The 16,336-nt window shown below is 52.5% G+C and carries 14 protein-coding genes; 7 read left to right on the plus strand and 7 right to left on the minus strand.

Annotated features, from left to right (window positions below; genetic code table 11):
• Positions 1–3: 3 nt before the first annotated feature.
• From J5224_RS05025 to J5224_RS05055, 7 genes are all read right to left on the minus strand, one after another.
• Entirely contained in the window at positions 4–333 is a 330-nt protein-coding gene (locus J5224_RS05025) for a cytochrome o ubiquinol oxidase subunit IV (protein WP_264624308.1), read from the minus strand.
• Positions 333–956 (minus strand): cytochrome o ubiquinol oxidase subunit III, encoded by a 624-nt coding sequence (locus J5224_RS05030; protein ID WP_264624309.1) that lies wholly within the window; start codon positions 954–956, stop codon positions 333–335. The genes J5224_RS05025 and J5224_RS05030 overlap by 1 nt, the downstream gene beginning before the upstream one ends.
• Positions 946–2,937 (minus strand): cytochrome o ubiquinol oxidase subunit I, encoded by a 1,992-nt coding sequence (cyoB, locus tag J5224_RS05035; protein ID WP_264624310.1) that lies wholly within the window; start codon positions 2,935–2,937, stop codon positions 946–948. The genes J5224_RS05030 and cyoB overlap by 11 nt, the downstream gene beginning before the upstream one ends.
• A 4-nt stretch (positions 2,938–2,941) precedes the next feature.
• Positions 2,942–3,907 (minus strand): cytochrome o ubiquinol oxidase subunit II, encoded by a 966-nt coding sequence (gene cyoA / locus J5224_RS05040; protein WP_264624311.1) that lies wholly within the window; start codon positions 3,905–3,907, stop codon positions 2,942–2,944.
• A gap of 396 nt (positions 3,908–4,303) precedes the next feature.
• A complete protein-coding gene (gene ampG / locus J5224_RS05045) occupies positions 4,304–5,788 on the minus strand; it encodes a muropeptide MFS transporter AmpG (RefSeq protein WP_264624312.1) in 1,485 nt (494 codons plus the stop codon).
• 54 nt (positions 5,789–5,842) lie between these two features.
• Entirely contained in the window at positions 5,843–6,421 is a 579-nt protein-coding gene (locus J5224_RS05050; RefSeq protein ID WP_222159884.1) for a lipoprotein, read from the minus strand.
• Between the two features lie 54 nt (positions 6,422–6,475).
• Positions 6,476–6,649: a hypothetical protein gene (locus J5224_RS05055; protein WP_264624313.1), complete on the minus strand. Its 174-nt coding sequence runs from the start codon at positions 6,647–6,649 to the stop codon at positions 6,476–6,478.
• A 14-nt stretch (positions 6,650–6,663) separates the two neighbouring features.
• Between J5224_RS05055 and bolA the strand changes: the two genes are divergently transcribed.
• From bolA to ppiD, 7 genes are all read left to right on the plus strand, one after another.
• The gene (gene bolA / locus J5224_RS05060; RefSeq protein ID WP_264624314.1) at positions 6,664–6,975 is read left to right on the plus strand and encodes a transcriptional regulator BolA; all 312 of its coding nucleotides are present in this window, start codon (positions 6,664–6,666) and stop codon (positions 6,973–6,975) included.
• 285 nt (positions 6,976–7,260) lie between these two features.
• The gene (tig, locus tag J5224_RS05065; RefSeq protein WP_264624315.1) at positions 7,261–8,565 is read left to right on the plus strand and encodes a trigger factor; all 1,305 of its coding nucleotides are present in this window, start codon (positions 7,261–7,263) and stop codon (positions 8,563–8,565) included.
• 470 nt (positions 8,566–9,035) lie between these two features.
• On the plus strand, positions 9,036–9,659 hold the full coding sequence (clpP, locus tag J5224_RS05070; protein WP_195315240.1) for an ATP-dependent Clp endopeptidase proteolytic subunit ClpP: 624 nt from the start codon (positions 9,036–9,038) through the stop codon (positions 9,657–9,659).
• A 113-nt stretch (positions 9,660–9,772) separates the two neighbouring features.
• The gene (gene clpX, locus J5224_RS05075) at positions 9,773–11,047 is read left to right on the plus strand and encodes an ATP-dependent protease ATP-binding subunit ClpX (RefSeq protein ID WP_264624316.1); all 1,275 of its coding nucleotides are present in this window, start codon (positions 9,773–9,775) and stop codon (positions 11,045–11,047) included.
• Between the two features lie 191 nt (positions 11,048–11,238).
• Positions 11,239–13,647, plus strand: coding sequence for an endopeptidase La (gene lon, locus J5224_RS05080; RefSeq protein WP_264624317.1), 2,409 nt, complete (start codon positions 11,239–11,241; stop codon positions 13,645–13,647).
• A 197-nt stretch (positions 13,648–13,844) separates the two neighbouring features.
• A complete protein-coding gene (gene hupB / locus J5224_RS05085) occupies positions 13,845–14,117 on the plus strand; it encodes a nucleoid-associated protein HU-beta (protein WP_195315237.1) in 273 nt (90 codons plus the stop codon).
• Positions 14,118–14,408: 291 nt separating this feature from the next.
• Positions 14,409–16,295, plus strand: coding sequence for a peptidylprolyl isomerase (ppiD, locus tag J5224_RS05090; protein ID WP_264624318.1), 1,887 nt, complete (start codon positions 14,409–14,411; stop codon positions 16,293–16,295).
• Positions 16,296–16,336: the final 41 nt, after the last annotated feature.

Raw genomic sequence — 16,336 nt, forward strand, 5'->3', positions numbered from 1 at the left:
CGATTACGGAATCATCATATTGTGGTGCGCGCTCAGCATAATCCAGATGGATCCTACTACCACGATGGCGATAATCAGAATGGCGAACACCAACGCTACCACGTTCCAGCGCTGTTCAGAAGAACTGTTGAGGTGCAGGAAGTAGACCAGGTGGACCAGTATCTGTACCACGGCGCAGCCAACCACACCGGTCATGATCACGCTGGGGGAGGCGGCACCCGCCATCACCAGACCAAACGGGATCACGGTCAGAATGACCGACATGACAAAGCCGATGACATAAGACTGTACGCTACCGTGGCTGGCGCCGTGATCGGTCGTTGAATGACTCATTACATCGCCCCCATCAGATAAACTACGGTAAAGACGCAAATCCACACCACGTCAAGGAAGTGCCAGAACAGGCTCAGGCACATCAAACGGGTTTTCACGGTAGGGGTGATGCCCCAACGTGAAACCTGAATCATCATCACCACCAGCCAGATAAGGCCTGAGGTTACGTGAACACCGTGGGTGCCAACCAGCGCGAAAAAGGCTGACAGGAACGCACTGCGATCCGGGCCATATCCTTCTGCGATCAGATGATGGAATTCGTAGACTTCCATCCCGATAAACACCAGCCCAAACAGGAAAGTGATAGCCAGCCAGGTGTTGATGCGCGCCACGTTGCCTTTGTACATGGCGATCATCGCCATGCCGAAGGTGATACTACTCAACAGCAACGCGAAGGTTTCGACCAGCACAAACTTGAGATCAAACAGGTCTTTTCCGGACGGACCGCCCGCCGTGCCGGTTACCAGCACGGCATAGGTGGCGAACAGCGAGCCGAAAATGATCAAATCGCTCATGAGGTAAACCCAGAACCCCAGCACCTTGGTGCCGCTGGCGTCGTGGTGCCCATGCTCGGCATGGGCGTCATGAGCAGCGTGATGATGCGTCAGAGTTTCAGTTGTCATGTTTCACACCTGCTTTGCTGATATTGTCGAAGTGCTGGTTTTCAATCTCTTCGATTTGTTTGACCGGAACGTAGTAATCCACATCGCGGTTAAAACTGTGCACAATCCAAGTCACGATCATGCCGACGAAACCGGCAATCGCCATCCACCAGATATGCCAGATCATCGCGAAGCCGAACACCAGGCTGAACGCTGAGATGATCACGCCGGCACCGGTGTTTTTCGGCATATGAATTTCTTCATAGCTGGCCGGTTTCTTGTAGGCTTCACCACGCTCTTTCTGTTCCCAGAAGGCATCGCGTTCCTGAACATTCGGCACGATAGCGAAGTTATAGAACGGCGGTGGGGAAGAGGTTGCCCACTCCAGCGTGCGGCCACCCCACGGGTCACCGGTCAAATCGCGGTTTTGGTCGCGATCGCGGATACTGACGTAGAACTGCATCAACTGGCACAGTACGCCAAGACCAATCAGTGCGGCACCGACAGACGCGACGACCAGCAGTGAGTGGAATTGCGGATCGATCTGTTGGCTAAGACGACGGGTCATGCCCATAAAGCCCAGCACGTACAGCGGCATAAAGGCGGTGAAGAAGCCGATAATCCAGAACCAGAACGCGCGTTTGCCCCAGGTTTCGTTCAGCGTGAAGCCAAAGGCTTTCGGGAACCAGTAGGTAATACCGGCAAAAATACCAAACACCACGCCGCCGATGATGACGTTATGGAAGTGCGCAATCAGGAACAGACTGTTGTGCAGCACAAAGTTGGCACCCGGTACCGCCAGCAGCACCCCGGTCATCCCACCGATGGTAAAGGTGATGATAAACCCGGTGGTCCACAACATGGCGGAGTTCGGCTGGATGCGGCCCTGATACATGGTGAACAGCCAGTTGAAGATTTTCACCCCGGTCGGGATGGAAATGATCATGGTGGCGATACCAAAGAAGGCGTTAACGTTCGCGCCAGACCCCATCGTGAAGAAGTGGTGCAGCCAGACGATAAATGACAGTACGGTAATGGCGATGGTCGCCCACACCAGCGAGGTGTAACCGAACAGACGCTTCTTACAGAAGGTGGCAACCACTTCGGAGTAAACGCCGAAAATAGGCAGAACCAGAATGTACACCTCAGGATGGCCCCAGGCCCAGATGAGGTTGATGTACATCATCATGTTGCCGCCCATATCGTTGGTAAAGAAATGGGTGCCCAGATAGCGATCCAGGGTCAGCAACGCGATGGTTACGGTTAAAATCGGGAAGGCGGCGATGATCAGCACGTTGGTGCACAGTGCCGTCCAGGTGAATACCGGCATTTTCATCAGCGTCATGCCCGGTGCGCGCATACGGATAATGGTCGCGAAGAAGTTGACGCCGGTCAGCGTGGTGCCCAGACCGGAGATCTGTAGGCTCCATATCCAGTAATCGACCCCTACGCCGGGACTGTATTCCTTGCCAGAAAGCGGCGGATAGGCCACCCAACCGGTTTGCGCAAATTCACCGATACCCAGCGACAGGTTGATCAGGACAACCCCCACCACGAACAGCCAGAAGCTGAGCGAGTTAAGGAAAGGGAAGGCCACGTCGCGTGCGCCGATTTGCAACGGCACCGCCAGGTTCATCAAACCGACCACAAACGGCGTTGCCACGAAGAAAATCATGATCACGCCGTGCGCGGTAAATATCTGATCGTAGTGGTGGGCATTAAGGAAGCCTGCCTCACCGGCAGACGCCAACACCTGCTGACCGCGCATCATGATGGCATCGGCAAAGCCGCGAATCATCATGATAAACGCAACGATCATATACATGATACCGATGCGCTTGTGGTCTACCGAGGTGAACCACTCAGCCCACAGCCACTTCCATTTACCGAAATAAGTGATGGCCGCCAACAGGGCGAGGCCGCCGACGATAATGCCGGCCACCGTAACCATAATAATGGGTTCATGATACGGAACCGCATCAAGCGTTAGTTTTCCGAACATCGTCTTATCCCTCGGCGCCTTGGTGCGAGGCGTGCTCGCTCATGTTCATATTGTCACCGTGTTGCATGCCGCCCTGCTGCGTTTCGCTTTCAGCGTGGTGATGCGCAGGCGCACCGCCGCTTTGCGTGAATTTGCGAATCAGGTTTTCGAACAGCTCAGGTTGCACGCTGGAGAAGTACTCTACCGGGTGGAATTCGCTGGGTTTGGCCAGCGCATTGAATTCCTCCGTGCTGTTCAGCGTTTTGCTGGAGGCACGCACGGTGGCAACCCACTGGTCGAATTCCTGCTGGCTTGGCGTGGCAATGGCAGTAAACTTCATGCCAGAAAAGCCTTTACCGCTGTAACCACCGGAAATACCGTCGTATCTACCCGGTTCGTTGGCGATAAGATGCAGTTTGGTTTGCATGCCCGCCATGGCGTAAATCTGCCCACCCAGACGCGGAATGAAGAACGAGTTCATTACGGTATCGGAGGTGATTTTGAAATTCACCGGCACATTGGTCGGGAACGCTAACTCATTGACCGTAGCGATACCCAATTCCGGGTAAACAAACAGCCACTTCCAGTCGAGTGAAATCACTTCGACAGTAATCGGCTTGGCCTCGGAGACCAACGGCTTATACGGATCGAGTGAATGGGTGGTTTTCCAGGTAATAGTACCCAGAATAAGAATGATGATGATGGGAACTGTCCATACCACCGCTTCAATCTTGTTGGAATGCGACCAGTTCGGGGTGTATTTCGCTTTGGTGTTGGAAGCACGGAACTTCCAGGCGAAAGCGATGGTCATCACGATTACCGGAATAACCACGATCAACATCAACCCGATTGCCGTCAGAATCAACGACCGTTGCTCCAACCCGACCTGTCCTTTGGGGTTCATCAATGCCATATCACAACCGCTCAGTAGTGCGGCGGCAGCGAATAAAGACAACATCCCAAAAATTTTATTGTATTTCCTGAGTCTCATCTAGCGACCTCAATAACAAGGGCTCTATTGTCATTTCATGCGAGCGGGCATTTTACGGTAAGGTTACTGTACTGTAAACATGATTAAGGTTATGTCAGCGCTTTGTTGCTGATTTTTGCCCTGAATGTCACAATTACCTTGTCGTTAGGAAAAATTTATTAAAAACAGTGAATTAAAATTTATCCCGTAGAGAAGTATGGATGGATAAAAAAAAATTACAACCCGCCTGAAAGGGAATTTTCCATCGCACCAACATGATTGACCCTCACACATTTTCGCAACAATTAAATAGCCAGGAAAAAGTGAGCCAACGTAAAAAATAACGTTGGCTGATAGCAGACTAGTGAAAAAAAAATAATACGATGCGGTGATAACCACGCAGGTTTATCGCTATTTTCAGGCTTCAGATGACGGTGAATGACGCAGCGATAAATAGTCGAGCACGCAACCTAAAAGTGCCCCCGAGATGACCAAAATACCCCCTATCATCAGAAGGTTATCATTGATTGCTTCAACCGCATTGACACCCAGCGCGTGGGCGATGGTCAAGGTCAACCAGATGAATAACAGCGCACATCCGGCGGCCAGTACACGTAGCGCGACGCGGTAATGGCGGGGATAGGTTGTGCGTACCATGAACGTGCCGGTGCGTTGGGTGTACTCCAGGGTTTGTCGGCATACCAGCAGCAGGACCAATCCCGGCACCGAGATCGCAATGGTAAATAAATAGAACCAGGCCCAGCCATGGGTTTCAACAAACCAGCCTGCGATAGGGCCGACGTAGACGCGTCCCACCGCAGAGAGCGCGGAAAGCAGCGCAAACTGGGTAGCGGAAAACGATGTGTTGCACAAGGTCATCAGTAACGCAACGAACGCCGCAGTGCCCATCCCGCCGCACAGATTTTCCAGAAAGATGACTCCCGCCATGCTAACCAGATGTTTGGCGGTGATCGCTAATAGCCAGTAGCCCGCGTTAGAGAGGGCTTGCAAGATGCCAAAAAGCAGCAGCGCACGGAACAAGGTCATGCGTTGCATTAACAACCCGCCGTACAAGGCACCAATAATGGTGGCGAGTAATCCCAACGTTTTGTTGACCAGCCCGACGTCGCCGGCATTGAAGCCCACGCCGCGAATCAGGAACGGGGTGCTGAGGCTCATCGCAAAGGCGTCACCCAACTTATACAGTACGATAAGCAATAAAATCAGCCAGGCGTTATTGCGCGAAAAGAAGTCGCGCAGCGGGGCAAACATGGCCTGTTCCAGGGTGCGCGGTGCTGGGGCATCCAACACCGGTTCAGGCGCACGCAAGGTGGCGATGATGCCCGGCAGCAGTAGCAGCGCCATCAGCACATAAGTGGTGTGCCAGCCGAGATAACGATCGGCCAGCCACAGTGCCAATCCACCGGAAACCAGCATGGCCAGACGGTAACCCAATACGGAAATTGCCGCGCCCGAGCCGCGCTGATCGGCGGATAACAGGTCCGTTTTGTAGGCGTCAAACACGATATCCTGCGAGGCGGAACAAAATGCCACCAAAACCGCAATCGCGGCTAACCACCACAGATGCTTACCGGGTTCCAGCAGTGCCATTGAGGCAATCAATCCAATCAGCAACACCTGACTGACCAGCAGCCAGCCACGGCGACGACCAAGGAAGGGCGGGGTGTAACGGTCCATCATCGGTGCCCACATAAACTTGAAAACATAGGCTTGTCCCACCAGGGAGAAGAAACCGATGGTTTTCAAATCGACGTTAGCGACCGTCATCCATGCCTGCAACGTCCCTGAGGTCAGTGCCAGCGGTAGCCCGGACGCAAAACCCAGCAGCAGCAGCGACAGCGAATACGGCTGACGAACAAGGGTAAAAAAGCGATGTAGCATGGCAGATCCTTTCCTCTATCCCACCGTGCAGGATAGAGGAAAACAGCGTGGGAATTATCGGGCGTTAGCCTTAATGAAGCTGCTGACAGTGGTGTCTTGTGCCATGTCATTGATGACATCGCCCAATACCGTATTGACAGCGTTGGTGATTTTTTCGTTGGTCGCGGTCAGCGCGCCTTGAACGTTATAGGTTGAACGGTAATTTTTAACCTGTTTGTTGCCGTTGGCCGCCTGAGAGATGATCGAAATATCTGCACGTGCTGTGATGTTATGGCGCAGGTTACCTTCTGAGACGTCAGCATACAGCTGGTTTACGACGATTTGCAGCGCGACCGGGCCACCGGTTCCGATCATGTAACCGCGTGCAGACATCTGTTTTTCCAGCGCTTCTTGCAACAGGAAACGCAGATCGCGTGAAGGGGTGAGAACGATCAGTTGCCCGTCGCGGTTGATTTTAGCCAATGCCTGATCGGCACGCTGATCGGCCCCGTTGATGCTGACAGTCACGCCCATCAGGGTTGGGTCTTGCGCGGGCACGTTAATTTTAGGAGAGACGTCGAGCGTATTGCTTTGATTGGCGCATCCGGCGAGCATCAGCACGGCCAATACGGGAAAAAACAGTTTTTTTAACATTGTGCATTTTCTCAGTAATGATTAGGGTGGTTCGCTGGTAAAAAATTCCCGTTATCATACCATTGCCGGCAGCGGGTTAAAGGAGGAATTCAGGGGAAATACTCTGGAAACAGCCTTTTTTTCGGCGCGATAGGGTGTGAAATCGCTATCACTGGATTGTTCGATGGCCCGGTCGCCCCATTTCCCTGCCAGTGGAATATACTGTTTGACAAGATCAACAAGCAACAAGGGACTACTTCTTCATGCATGCCACCATTGAAGCGAAATTGCGCGCTGCCTTCGCCCCCACGCATCTGGATGTCATCAATGAAAGCCACCAACATCGCGTGCCCGCGGGTTCGCAAAGCCATTTTAAGGTGGTGCTGGTGAGTGAAACCTTTACCGGACAGCGCACCATTGGTCGACATCGTGCGGTTTATGCCACGCTGGCGACGGAATTGGAAAATGGCCTACACGCGCTGGCGCTGCATACTTACACGCCGCAAGAGTGGTCCGATGCGCAGGGGCAGGCACCGAAATCGCCTGCCTGTGGCGGCGCTGGCATTGATGCCTGATTAATGCCAAAACGTACAAAAAGAGACCGATAAGAGGTGACCGACATCAAAGCGCGCTTATCTTGTGGTAATAGTCTGCGCGCTGTTCTCGACTCACTCCCTCTATGCCGCTATAATGCCGCGTCTTATTTTCCGGAAATGTCATCGGGACGCTTCTGACGACAAGGAACGGGGTTCAGATACCAGCTGTTGCTGTCCCGGTTCTGTGGGGTTATGTCCAAACCGACACCCATGCGTATATGGTTTTGGAGCTGACCGAGCACTGTGATTTTTTGAGGTAACAAGATGCAAGTTTCAGTTGAAACCACCCAAGGCCTTGGTCGCCGCGTAACAATTACCGTCACTGCTGATAGCATTGAAGAAGCGGTAAAAAAAGAGCTGGTTAACGTTGCTAAAAAAGCGCGCGTTGACGGTTTTCGTAAAGGCAAAGTGCCTATGAACGTTATCGCTCAGCGTTATGGCGCTTCCGTGCGTCAAGACGTGTTGGGCGATCTGATGCAGCGTCATTTCGTTGACGCCATCATTAAAGAAAAAATCAATCCCGTTGGTGCACCGAACTATGTGCCGGGCGAATACAAGCTGGATGCCGATTTCACCTACGCGGTAGAGTTTGAAGTCTATCCGGAAGTCGAGCTGAAAGGCCTGGACACCATCGAAGTAGAAAAACCGCTGGTTGACGTGGTTGATGCTGACGTTGATGCCATGCTGGAAACGCTGCGCAAGCAACAAGCCACTTGGAAAGATACCGATGCTGCCGCTGGCGCAGAAGATCGCGTGACCGTTGACTTCACCGGTACTATCGACGGCGAAGTGTTTGACGGCGGTAAAGCGTCTGATTTCGTTCTGGCAATGGGCCAGGGCCGCATGATCCCAGGCTTTGAAGAAGGACTGGTAGGTCATAAAGCCGGTGAAGAATTCACTATCGACGTGACCTTCCCAGAAGATTACCACGCTGAAAACCTGAAAGGGAAAGCGGCGCAGTTCGCTATCGTTCTGAAGAAAGTGGAAGAGCGTGAACTGCCGGAACTGACCGCAGAATTCATCGCACGTTTCGGCGTGGCAGATGGTTCTGTTGACGGTTTGCGCGCTGAAGTGCGTAAAAACATGGAGCGTGAGCTGAAAGGCGCGGTGCGTAACCGTATCAAGTCTCAGGTGATCGACGGTCTGGTGAAAGCCAATGACATCGACGTTCCTGCTGCGCTGATCGACGGCGAAATTGACGTTCTGCGTCAGCAAGCGGCACAACGCTTTGGTGGTAACGCCAAGCAAGCGGCTGAGCTGCCTCGTGAACTGTTTGAAGAGCAAGCCAAACGCCGCGTTGTCGTGGGTCTGCTGCTGGGCGAAGTGATCAGCACTAACGAACTGAAAGCGGACGATGCCCGCGTTACTGCGCTGATCGAAGAGATGGCTTCTGCCTACGAAGATCCGCAGGAAGTCGTTACTTACTACAGCAAAAACAAAGAGCTGATGAACAACATGCGCAACGTTGCTCTGGAAGAGCAAGCGGTTGAAGTGGTGTTGTCTAAGGCGAAAGTGGTCGAGAAAGCCGTCAGCTTCAACGATCTGATGAACCAGCCTGCTACGGCGTAATTCGCTGTCTGGCTTCGGTCGGTTATCTTTGCCAAAAAAAGCCCGCGCCTCTGGCGTGGGCTTTTTGTTATCACTGATTTACGTTTGAAAAGTCCTATCGCCACGGATGTGCCAGATTGCACTATGATCAAAGGGTGTAGGCATAGCGTTGAAACGTTTCGCGAGTGATAAAATCCGCACTGTCTCTTGAGCGTGCAACCTATTATTTTCCATGCAAAACGCGGTTTACTGTGCAAAGCATTGTAAACGCGGTGGGCACGATAACCCTTTAATCTAAAATAAAGGATAGTGTAAGCTTGAAATAGCGCGCAATGCCCCAACTAGAAGAAACAGAGGCGCGTGGTCATGGATTTTGGCGAGTCGGTGTCGTTCTTAAGGGAAACATGGGGGGTTACCGTGATAGTCAACCACCGTTATCTCAAGTAGAATCTGATACATGGCACCAAAAGCATTTTATCGAGGAGAGGTGAATGTTATACAGTGGCGAACAAGAAAAATTAGCACCGCAAATGGCTTTGGTGCCGATGGTGGTAGAACAGACTTCGCGCGGGGAACGTTCTTACGATATTTTTTCCCGACTGCTTAAAGAACGTATCATCTTCCTGACGGGTCAGGTGGAAGATCACATGGCCAACCTGATCGTTGCTCAGATGCTTTTCCTGGAAGCCGAAAATCCAGAAAAAGATATTTATCTGTACATCAACTCTCCGGGTGGCGTGATTACCGCAGGGATGTCGATTTACGACACCATGAAATTTATTAAACCGGATGTCAGCACCATCTGTATGGGACAAGCCTGCTCCATGGGGGCTTTCCTGCTCACTGCCGGTGCCAAGGGCAAGCGTTTCTGCCTGCCGAATTCGCGCGTGATGATTCACCAGCCGCTGGGGGGATTCCAGGGGCAGGCAACGGATATCGAAATCCACGCGCGTGAAATACTGAAAGTGAAGCAACGTATGAATGAGCTGATGGCTGAACATACGGGCAAACCTCTCGAAGTGATAGAGAGTGACACTGAGCGTGACCGTTTCCTCTCTGCCCATGAAGCAGTAGAGTATGGATTGGTTGACGCCGTGATGACACACCGCGAATAACGCCGCTAGCCATAGCGTACCTGTGGTTCACGAATGCACGCTTGCGCGTGATTCAGGTTGTAGTGATATCGCTGTTGGGCCTGCGGGCAAGAGATAAAAGAAGAGGTTTACTGATGACAGACAAGCGCAAAGACGGTTCAGGGAAGTTGCTGTACTGTTCTTTCTGCGGCAAAAGCCAGCATGAGGTCCGTAAGCTGATTGCCGGGCCGTCAGTGTATATCTGCGATGAATGTGTCGATCTGTGCAATGACATCATTCGCGAAGAGATAAAGGAAGTGGCTCCGCATCGTGAACGCAGTGCGTTACCTACGCCCCATGAAATTCGCCGTCACCTGGATGATTATGTGATTGGTCAGGAGCAGGCGAAAAAGGTCCTGGCGGTTGCGGTTTACAATCACTACAAGCGCTTGCGTAATGGTGACAGCAGTAACGGCATCGAACTGGGCAAGAGTAACATTTTGCTGATTGGCCCGACAGGGAGTGGTAAAACCCTGTTGGCTGAAACGCTGGCCCGTTTCCTGGATGTGCCTTTCACTATGGCAGATGCCACCACGTTGACCGAAGCGGGTTACGTGGGTGAGGATGTGGAAAACATCATCCAGAAGCTGTTGCAAAAATGCGACTACGACGTACAGAAAGCCCAGCGCGGCATTGTGTACATCGATGAAATCGATAAGATTTCACGTAAGTCCGATAACCCCTCCATCACCCGTGACGTGTCGGGCGAAGGGGTGCAACAGGCGTTGCTGAAACTGATTGAAGGCACCATCGCTGCGGTTCCGCCGCAAGGTGGGCGCAAGCACCCGCAACAGGAGTTTTTGCAGGTTGATACCTCCAAGATCCTGTTCATCTGCGGTGGGGCATTTGCTGGCCTGGATAAAGTGATCGAGCAGCGTGTTGATACCGGTCGCGGTATTGGTTTTGCCGCGACGGTGAAAGGCTCGGCGCAAAAGGCTACCGAAGGCGAATTGCTGGGCCAGGTAGAACCGGGCGATTTGATCAAGTTTGGCCTGATCCCCGAATTTATCGGTCGTTTACCGGTGGTCGCGACGCTGAGAGAGCTGAGCGAAGATGCGTTGATCCAGATCCTGCGCGAACCGAAAAACGCGCTGACCAAACAGTATCAGGCGCTGTTCAATCTTGAAGGGGTTGAACTGGAATTCCGTGAAGAAGCATTGACGGCGATTGCCAAGAAAGCCATGGCGCGTAAAACCGGTGCACGCGGTTTACGCTCCATCGTGGAAGCGGCGTTGCTGGACACCATGTACGACCTACCTTCCATGGAGAGCGTCGATAAGGTGGTGATTGATGAATCGGTGATTGCCGGTCAATCAGAGCCCATGCTGATCTACGGTAAACCTGAAGCGCAGCAGGCATCTGGCGAATAAATCGTCAATTGCATGCTTGACCGAAGTTGAAAATGGGAGATTTTATCTCCCATTTTTTTTTTCGCATGTTCTGGTCGTTGAATGTCGGATATTTATCCCCATATACTCCAATACTTGTTGACGAAACCCGTGACATCCGCGTTTCACGAGATTCCTTTAACCTGGCGGAAACGAAACTAAGAGAGAGCTCTATGAACCCTGAGCGTTCCGAACGCATTGAAATCCCCGTATTGCCGTTGCGCGATGTGGTGGTTTATCCGCACATGGTCATTCCGTTGTTTGTTGGTCGGGAGAAATCGATTCGTTGCCTTGAAGCCGCGATGGATCACGATAAAAAGATCATGTTGGTGGCACAAAAAGAGGCTTCAACGGATGAACCCAGTATTAACGATCTTTTCTCGGTAGGAACGGTCGCCTCCATTCTGCAAATGCTGAAACTGCCGGACGGTACAGTCAAAGTGCTGGTCGAAGGGTTGCAGCGTGCGCGTATCACCACGTTGTCTGACGGCGGTGAACACTTTGCTGCCCAAGCGGAATATCTCTCGTCGCCAGCGATTGAAGAGCGCGAACAGGAAGTTCTGATGCGCACGGCGGTCAATCAGTTTGAGGGATATATCAAACTGAACAAGAAAATCCCGCCGGAAGTGTTGACCTCGCTAAACAGCATTGAAGATGCAGCACGTCTGGCGGATACCATTGCCGCTCACATGCCGCTGAAACTTGCTGACAAACAGTCCGTGCTGGAAATGTCTGATATTACGGAACGCCTCGAATATCTGATGGCGATGATGGAATCGGAAATCGACCTGTTGCAGGTGGAAAAACGTATTCGCAGTCGCGTGAAAAAGCAGATGGAAAAAAGCCAGCGTGAGTACTACCTCAACGAGCAGATGAAAGCGATTCAAAAAGAGCTCGGTGAGATGGACGATGCGCCGGATGAACACGAAGCGCTGAAACGCAAGATTGAAGCGGCCAAGATGCCGAAAGAAGCGCGGGAAAAAGCGGAAGCCGAACTGCAAAAACTGAAAATGATGTCACCGATGTCCGCTGAAGCGACAGTGGTGCGCAGCTACATCGATTGGATGGTTCAGGTGCCGTGGAATGCGCGCAGCAAGGTGAAAAAAGACCTGGTCAAAGCGCAGGAAACCCTGGACACCGACCACTACGGTCTGGATCGCGTCAAAGAACGTATTCTTGAATACCTCGCGGTACAAAGCCGTGTCAGTAAAATCAAGGGGCCGATTCTGTGCCTGGTTGGGCCGCCGGGGGTAGGGAAAACGTCTCTGGGGCAGTCTATCGCCAAGGCGACGGGGCGTGAATACGTGCGCATGGCGCTTGGCGGCGTGCGTGATGAAGCGGAAATTCGCGGTCATCGTCGTACTTACATCGGCTCACTGCCGGGTAAACTGATCCAGAAAATGGCCAAGGTCGGGGTAAAAAACCCGCTGTTCCTGTTGGATGAGATCGACAAAATGTCGTCTGACATGCGTGGCGATCCGGCGTCGGCGCTGCTTGAGGTATTGGATCCTGAGCAGAATGTCACCTTCAACGATCACTATCTGGAAGTGGATTACGATCTGTCCGATGTGATGTTTGTTGCGACCTCTAACTCGATGAACATTCCTGCGCCGTTGCTGGACCGTATGGAAGTGATTCGCCTGTCTGGCTACACCGAAGATGAGAAGCTCAATATTGCCAAGCGCCATTTGCTGCCGAAGCAGATTGAACGAAACGCACTGAAGAAAGGTGAGCTGACCGTTGATGACAGTGCTATCTCCGGGATCATCCGTTACTACACGCGTGAAGCGGGCGTACGCAGTCTGGAGCGTGAAATCTCCAAACTGTGCCGTAAAGCGGTAAAAACGCTGTTGATGGATAAAACCGTTAAGCATATTGAGATTACGGGCGATAACCTTAAAGATTTCCTTGGTGTTCAGCGCTTTGACTATGGCCGTGCGGATGAAGAAAACCGCGTTGGGCAGGTCACTGGGTTGGCCTGGACGGAAGTTGGCGGTGACTTGCTGACCATTGAAACCGCGTGTGTACCGGGCAAGGGCAAATTGACCTATACCGGTTCACTCGGGGAAGTGATGCAGGAGTCTATCCAGGCGGCGCTCACTGTGGTGCGCGCGCGCGCTGAACGGTTGGGTATCAATGCCGATTTCCATGAAAAGCGTGATATCCACGTGCATGTGCCGGAAGGGGCAACGCCCAAAGATGGTCCAAGCGCCGGGATCGCCATGTGTACCGCGCTGGTTTCCTGTCTGACGGGTAACCCGGTGCGTGCTGATGTCGCGATGACCGGGGAAATCACGCTGCGGGGCTTGGTCTTGCCGATCGGGGGCTTGAAAGAGAAACTGTTGGCTGCGCATCGCGGTGGTATTAAGACGGTATTGATTCCTGACGAAAACAAACGTGATTTGGAAGAGATCCCGGCGAATGTGATTGCGGACCTGGAGATTCACCCGGTCAAACGTATCGAGGAAGTGCTGGCGTTAGCGTTACAAAATCCGCCGGACGGTATGCAGCCGGAGCCTGTCAAGGCCAAGCGAGCGCCTGCCAAGGCGAAAGCGGTGCCCGCCAAGGCCGCGAAAGAGTGACCTATCGCAAAAACCCTTGAGAAAAATCACGCTGGCAGCAGAAATGGCGCTTGCCAGCGTTTTTTTGTACCGCTAAGTTATGGCACTGTTAGTCTTAGCCAGTACGCTGTGCTAAGGTTTGACAGGATTGAAAAAAGCTACGTGTCGCGTTTTGGGGATATTCAGCGTGACAACAGGATTTCAGAGGGGATGAGAGAGTGAACAAGTCACAATTGATCGACAAAATTGCCGCAGATGCTGATATTTCCAAAGCGGCAGCAGGGCGTGTGTTAGATGCAATTATTGGTTCTGTTACCGATTCTCTGAAAGCAGGGGATGACGTTGCACTGGTGGGATTTGGAACGTTCTCCGTGCGTGAGCGTGCTGCTCGCACTGGGCGCAATCCGCAAACGGGCAAGGAAATCAGCATTCCAGCAGCAAAAGTACCGGGCTTCCGTGCCGGTAAATCGCTGAAAGACGCCGTTAACTGATTATCTCGTCACAGGTTTGTGCTGTAATCCAAGTACGTTACCAAACATTACCTGACGCCACGGTGTCGGTAAGGTAAGATAAGGGGCGCATCATTTTATGATGTGCCTTTTTTATGACGGGCGAACGCTGCCCATCACCCTGCGGGGCGTCGCATTGCGGCGTAATGTCTTTCCCGCTCCTCTCTCTGGCATGTCATGTTCTGGCATTACGGTTTGCCAGACGCGCAGGGAAGCGTGGTTTTAGCCAACGCAGGGCGTGTTATCCATACTACAGCGGAGTGTTGTCACATTATGATGGACAATTTACGCGCGGCCGCTAATAACGTCGTGCTGAAAATTATTCTGGGCTTGATCGTCGCCTCCTTCGTATTGACGGGCGTGGGTGATTACCTTATCGGCGGCTCTAAAGATTACGCCGCCAAAGTCAACGGGCAGGAAATCGGTCGTGCGCAGTTTGAACAAGCGGTGCAAAACGAGCGTAGCCGCATGCAGGAACAGTTGGGAGAAAACTTTTCCGTGCTGGCAGGCAATGACGGTTATATGCAGCAGATGCGTCAACAGGTGCTCTCTCAACTGATCGATGAGGCACTGATTGACCAATACGCCCGTAAGCTTGGGCTCAGCATCAGCGATGCGCAGATCAAACAGGCCATCTTCGCTGTTCCCGCTTTCCAGACCAACAACCAGTTTGATAACGAAAAGTATCTGGATCAGGTACGTCGTTTGGGGCTGACTCCGGATCGCTACGCGGAATTGCTGCGTAAGCAACTGATCACACAGCAACTGATTCAGGGGCTGGGCGCGACGCAATTCTCTCTGCCAAAAGAAATCGACAGTCTGGTGGCACAGGCTGCACAGGATCGTGTAGTGAGGACGGCAACGATCGACGTGGCGTCCATTGCCAAAACGCTGAACGTGACGGATGAAGAGATCAAGGGCTATTACGACAGCAACAAAGGCCGTTTTATCGACCCGGAAGCCTTCAAGGTCAGCTATCTGCTGTTGGATGCCGCGCGCGTTATGGACAGTGTGAAAATCACTGATGCGGATATCGCCGCGTTTTACGAGAAGAATAAGCAAGAGTTTACCCAACCTGAGCGCAAGCGCTTTAGCGTTATTCAGCTTAAAACTGAGGCTGACGCCCGTGCCGTGTTGGATGAACTGAAAAACGGTGCCAATTTTGCCGCACTGGCAAAAGAAAAATCGCAGGATGTGGTATCGCGTCGTAACGGTGGCGATATGGGCTGGATGGATGCCAATGCCACGGTTGATGAATTGCAGCAGGCAAAACTGACCGAAAAAGGCCAACTCTCCGAGCCGGTAAAATCCTCTGTGGGTTACCTGATTGTACGTCTGGATGACATTCAGGCCGCACAGGTTAAACCGCTGAGTGCGGTGCGCGATGACATTGCTGTCAGAGCAAAACGTGAAAAAGCGTTGGATGAATTCTTTGCCCTGCAACGTAAAGTCAGCGAAGCGGCAAGCAATGACAATGAATCGTTGGTATCAGCGGAAGAAGCTGCGGGTCAAAAAGCCACTGAAACGGCCTGGTTTAGTCACGATCAAGTGCCTGCTGAGCTGAATTTCCCTCAGGTGACGCAGGCTATTTTCGGCGGCACCCTGCTAGGCGATGGCGGTGCTCCGGGCAGCAACTCCGATGTGATCAGTGTCGATGGCGATCGGGCGATCGTGCTGCGTATTACCGATCACCGTGCAGAAACGCCTCGCCCTCTGGAGCAGGTGCGTGACGAGATTGTACAGGTGCTGAAAGTGCAGAAAGCACAGCAGCAGGCTAACCTACAGGCTGAAAAAATTCTGGTTGACCTGAAACAAGGCAAAGAGGACTCGCTGAAAGCTGCTAACCTCAGCTTTGGTGCGCCAGAGACGCTGTCCTCGGTTTCTCAGGGCAACGTGTTGGCAGAAAGCGTGTTTGCCTTGCCAGTGCCGCAACAGGACAAGGTAAGTTACGGTGTTGCACGCGATCAGGCGGGTAATGTGGTGCTGGTTGCGCTGGATAGCGTGAAACCCCACACCATCACTGATGAGCAGAAAGCACAGTTTACCAGTCAGGTTGAGCAGAGCGCAGTGACAACGCTGTTTGATACCTTGGTTTCCAGCCTGCGTACCGAAGCGACCATCAAGTTAGGTGCCGCTGCTCAGGAGCAGCAACCGCAGTAAGCGCAGCCAATGCATCTGCAACCTGAAGTATGAAGGGTATA

The organism is Candidatus Symbiopectobacterium sp. NZEC135 (genome assembly GCF_025962695.1).

Coding starts and splice junctions, on each gene's coding strand:
- bolA (WP_264624314.1), top strand. CDS start 6,664: ATGCATGCCACCATTGAAGCGAAATTGCGCGCTGCCTTCGCCCCCACG.
- J5224_RS05050 (WP_222159884.1), bottom strand. CDS start 6,421: ATGTTAAAAAAACTGTTTTTTCCCGTATTGGCCGTGCTGATGCTCGCC.
- J5224_RS05025 (WP_264624308.1), bottom strand. CDS start 333: ATGAGTCATTCAACGACCGATCACGGCGCCAGCCACGGTAGCGTACAG.
- cyoA (WP_264624311.1), bottom strand. CDS start 3,907: ATGAGACTCAGGAAATACAATAAAATTTTTGGGATGTTGTCTTTATTC.
- cyoB (WP_264624310.1), bottom strand. CDS start 2,937: ATGTTCGGAAAACTAACGCTTGATGCGGTTCCGTATCATGAACCCATT.
- tig (WP_264624315.1), top strand. CDS start 7,261: ATGCAAGTTTCAGTTGAAACCACCCAAGGCCTTGGTCGCCGCGTAACA.
- clpP (WP_195315240.1), top strand. CDS start 9,036: ATGTTATACAGTGGCGAACAAGAAAAATTAGCACCGCAAATGGCTTTG.
- lon (WP_264624317.1), top strand. CDS start 11,239: ATGAACCCTGAGCGTTCCGAACGCATTGAAATCCCCGTATTGCCGTTG.
- clpX (WP_264624316.1), top strand. CDS start 9,773: ATGACAGACAAGCGCAAAGACGGTTCAGGGAAGTTGCTGTACTGTTCT.
- ppiD (WP_264624318.1), top strand. CDS start 14,409: ATGATGGACAATTTACGCGCGGCCGCTAATAACGTCGTGCTGAAAATT.
- ampG (WP_264624312.1), bottom strand. CDS start 5,788: ATGCTACATCGCTTTTTTACCCTTGTTCGTCAGCCGTATTCGCTGTCG.
- J5224_RS05030 (WP_264624309.1), bottom strand. CDS start 956: ATGACAACTGAAACTCTGACGCATCATCACGCTGCTCATGACGCCCAT.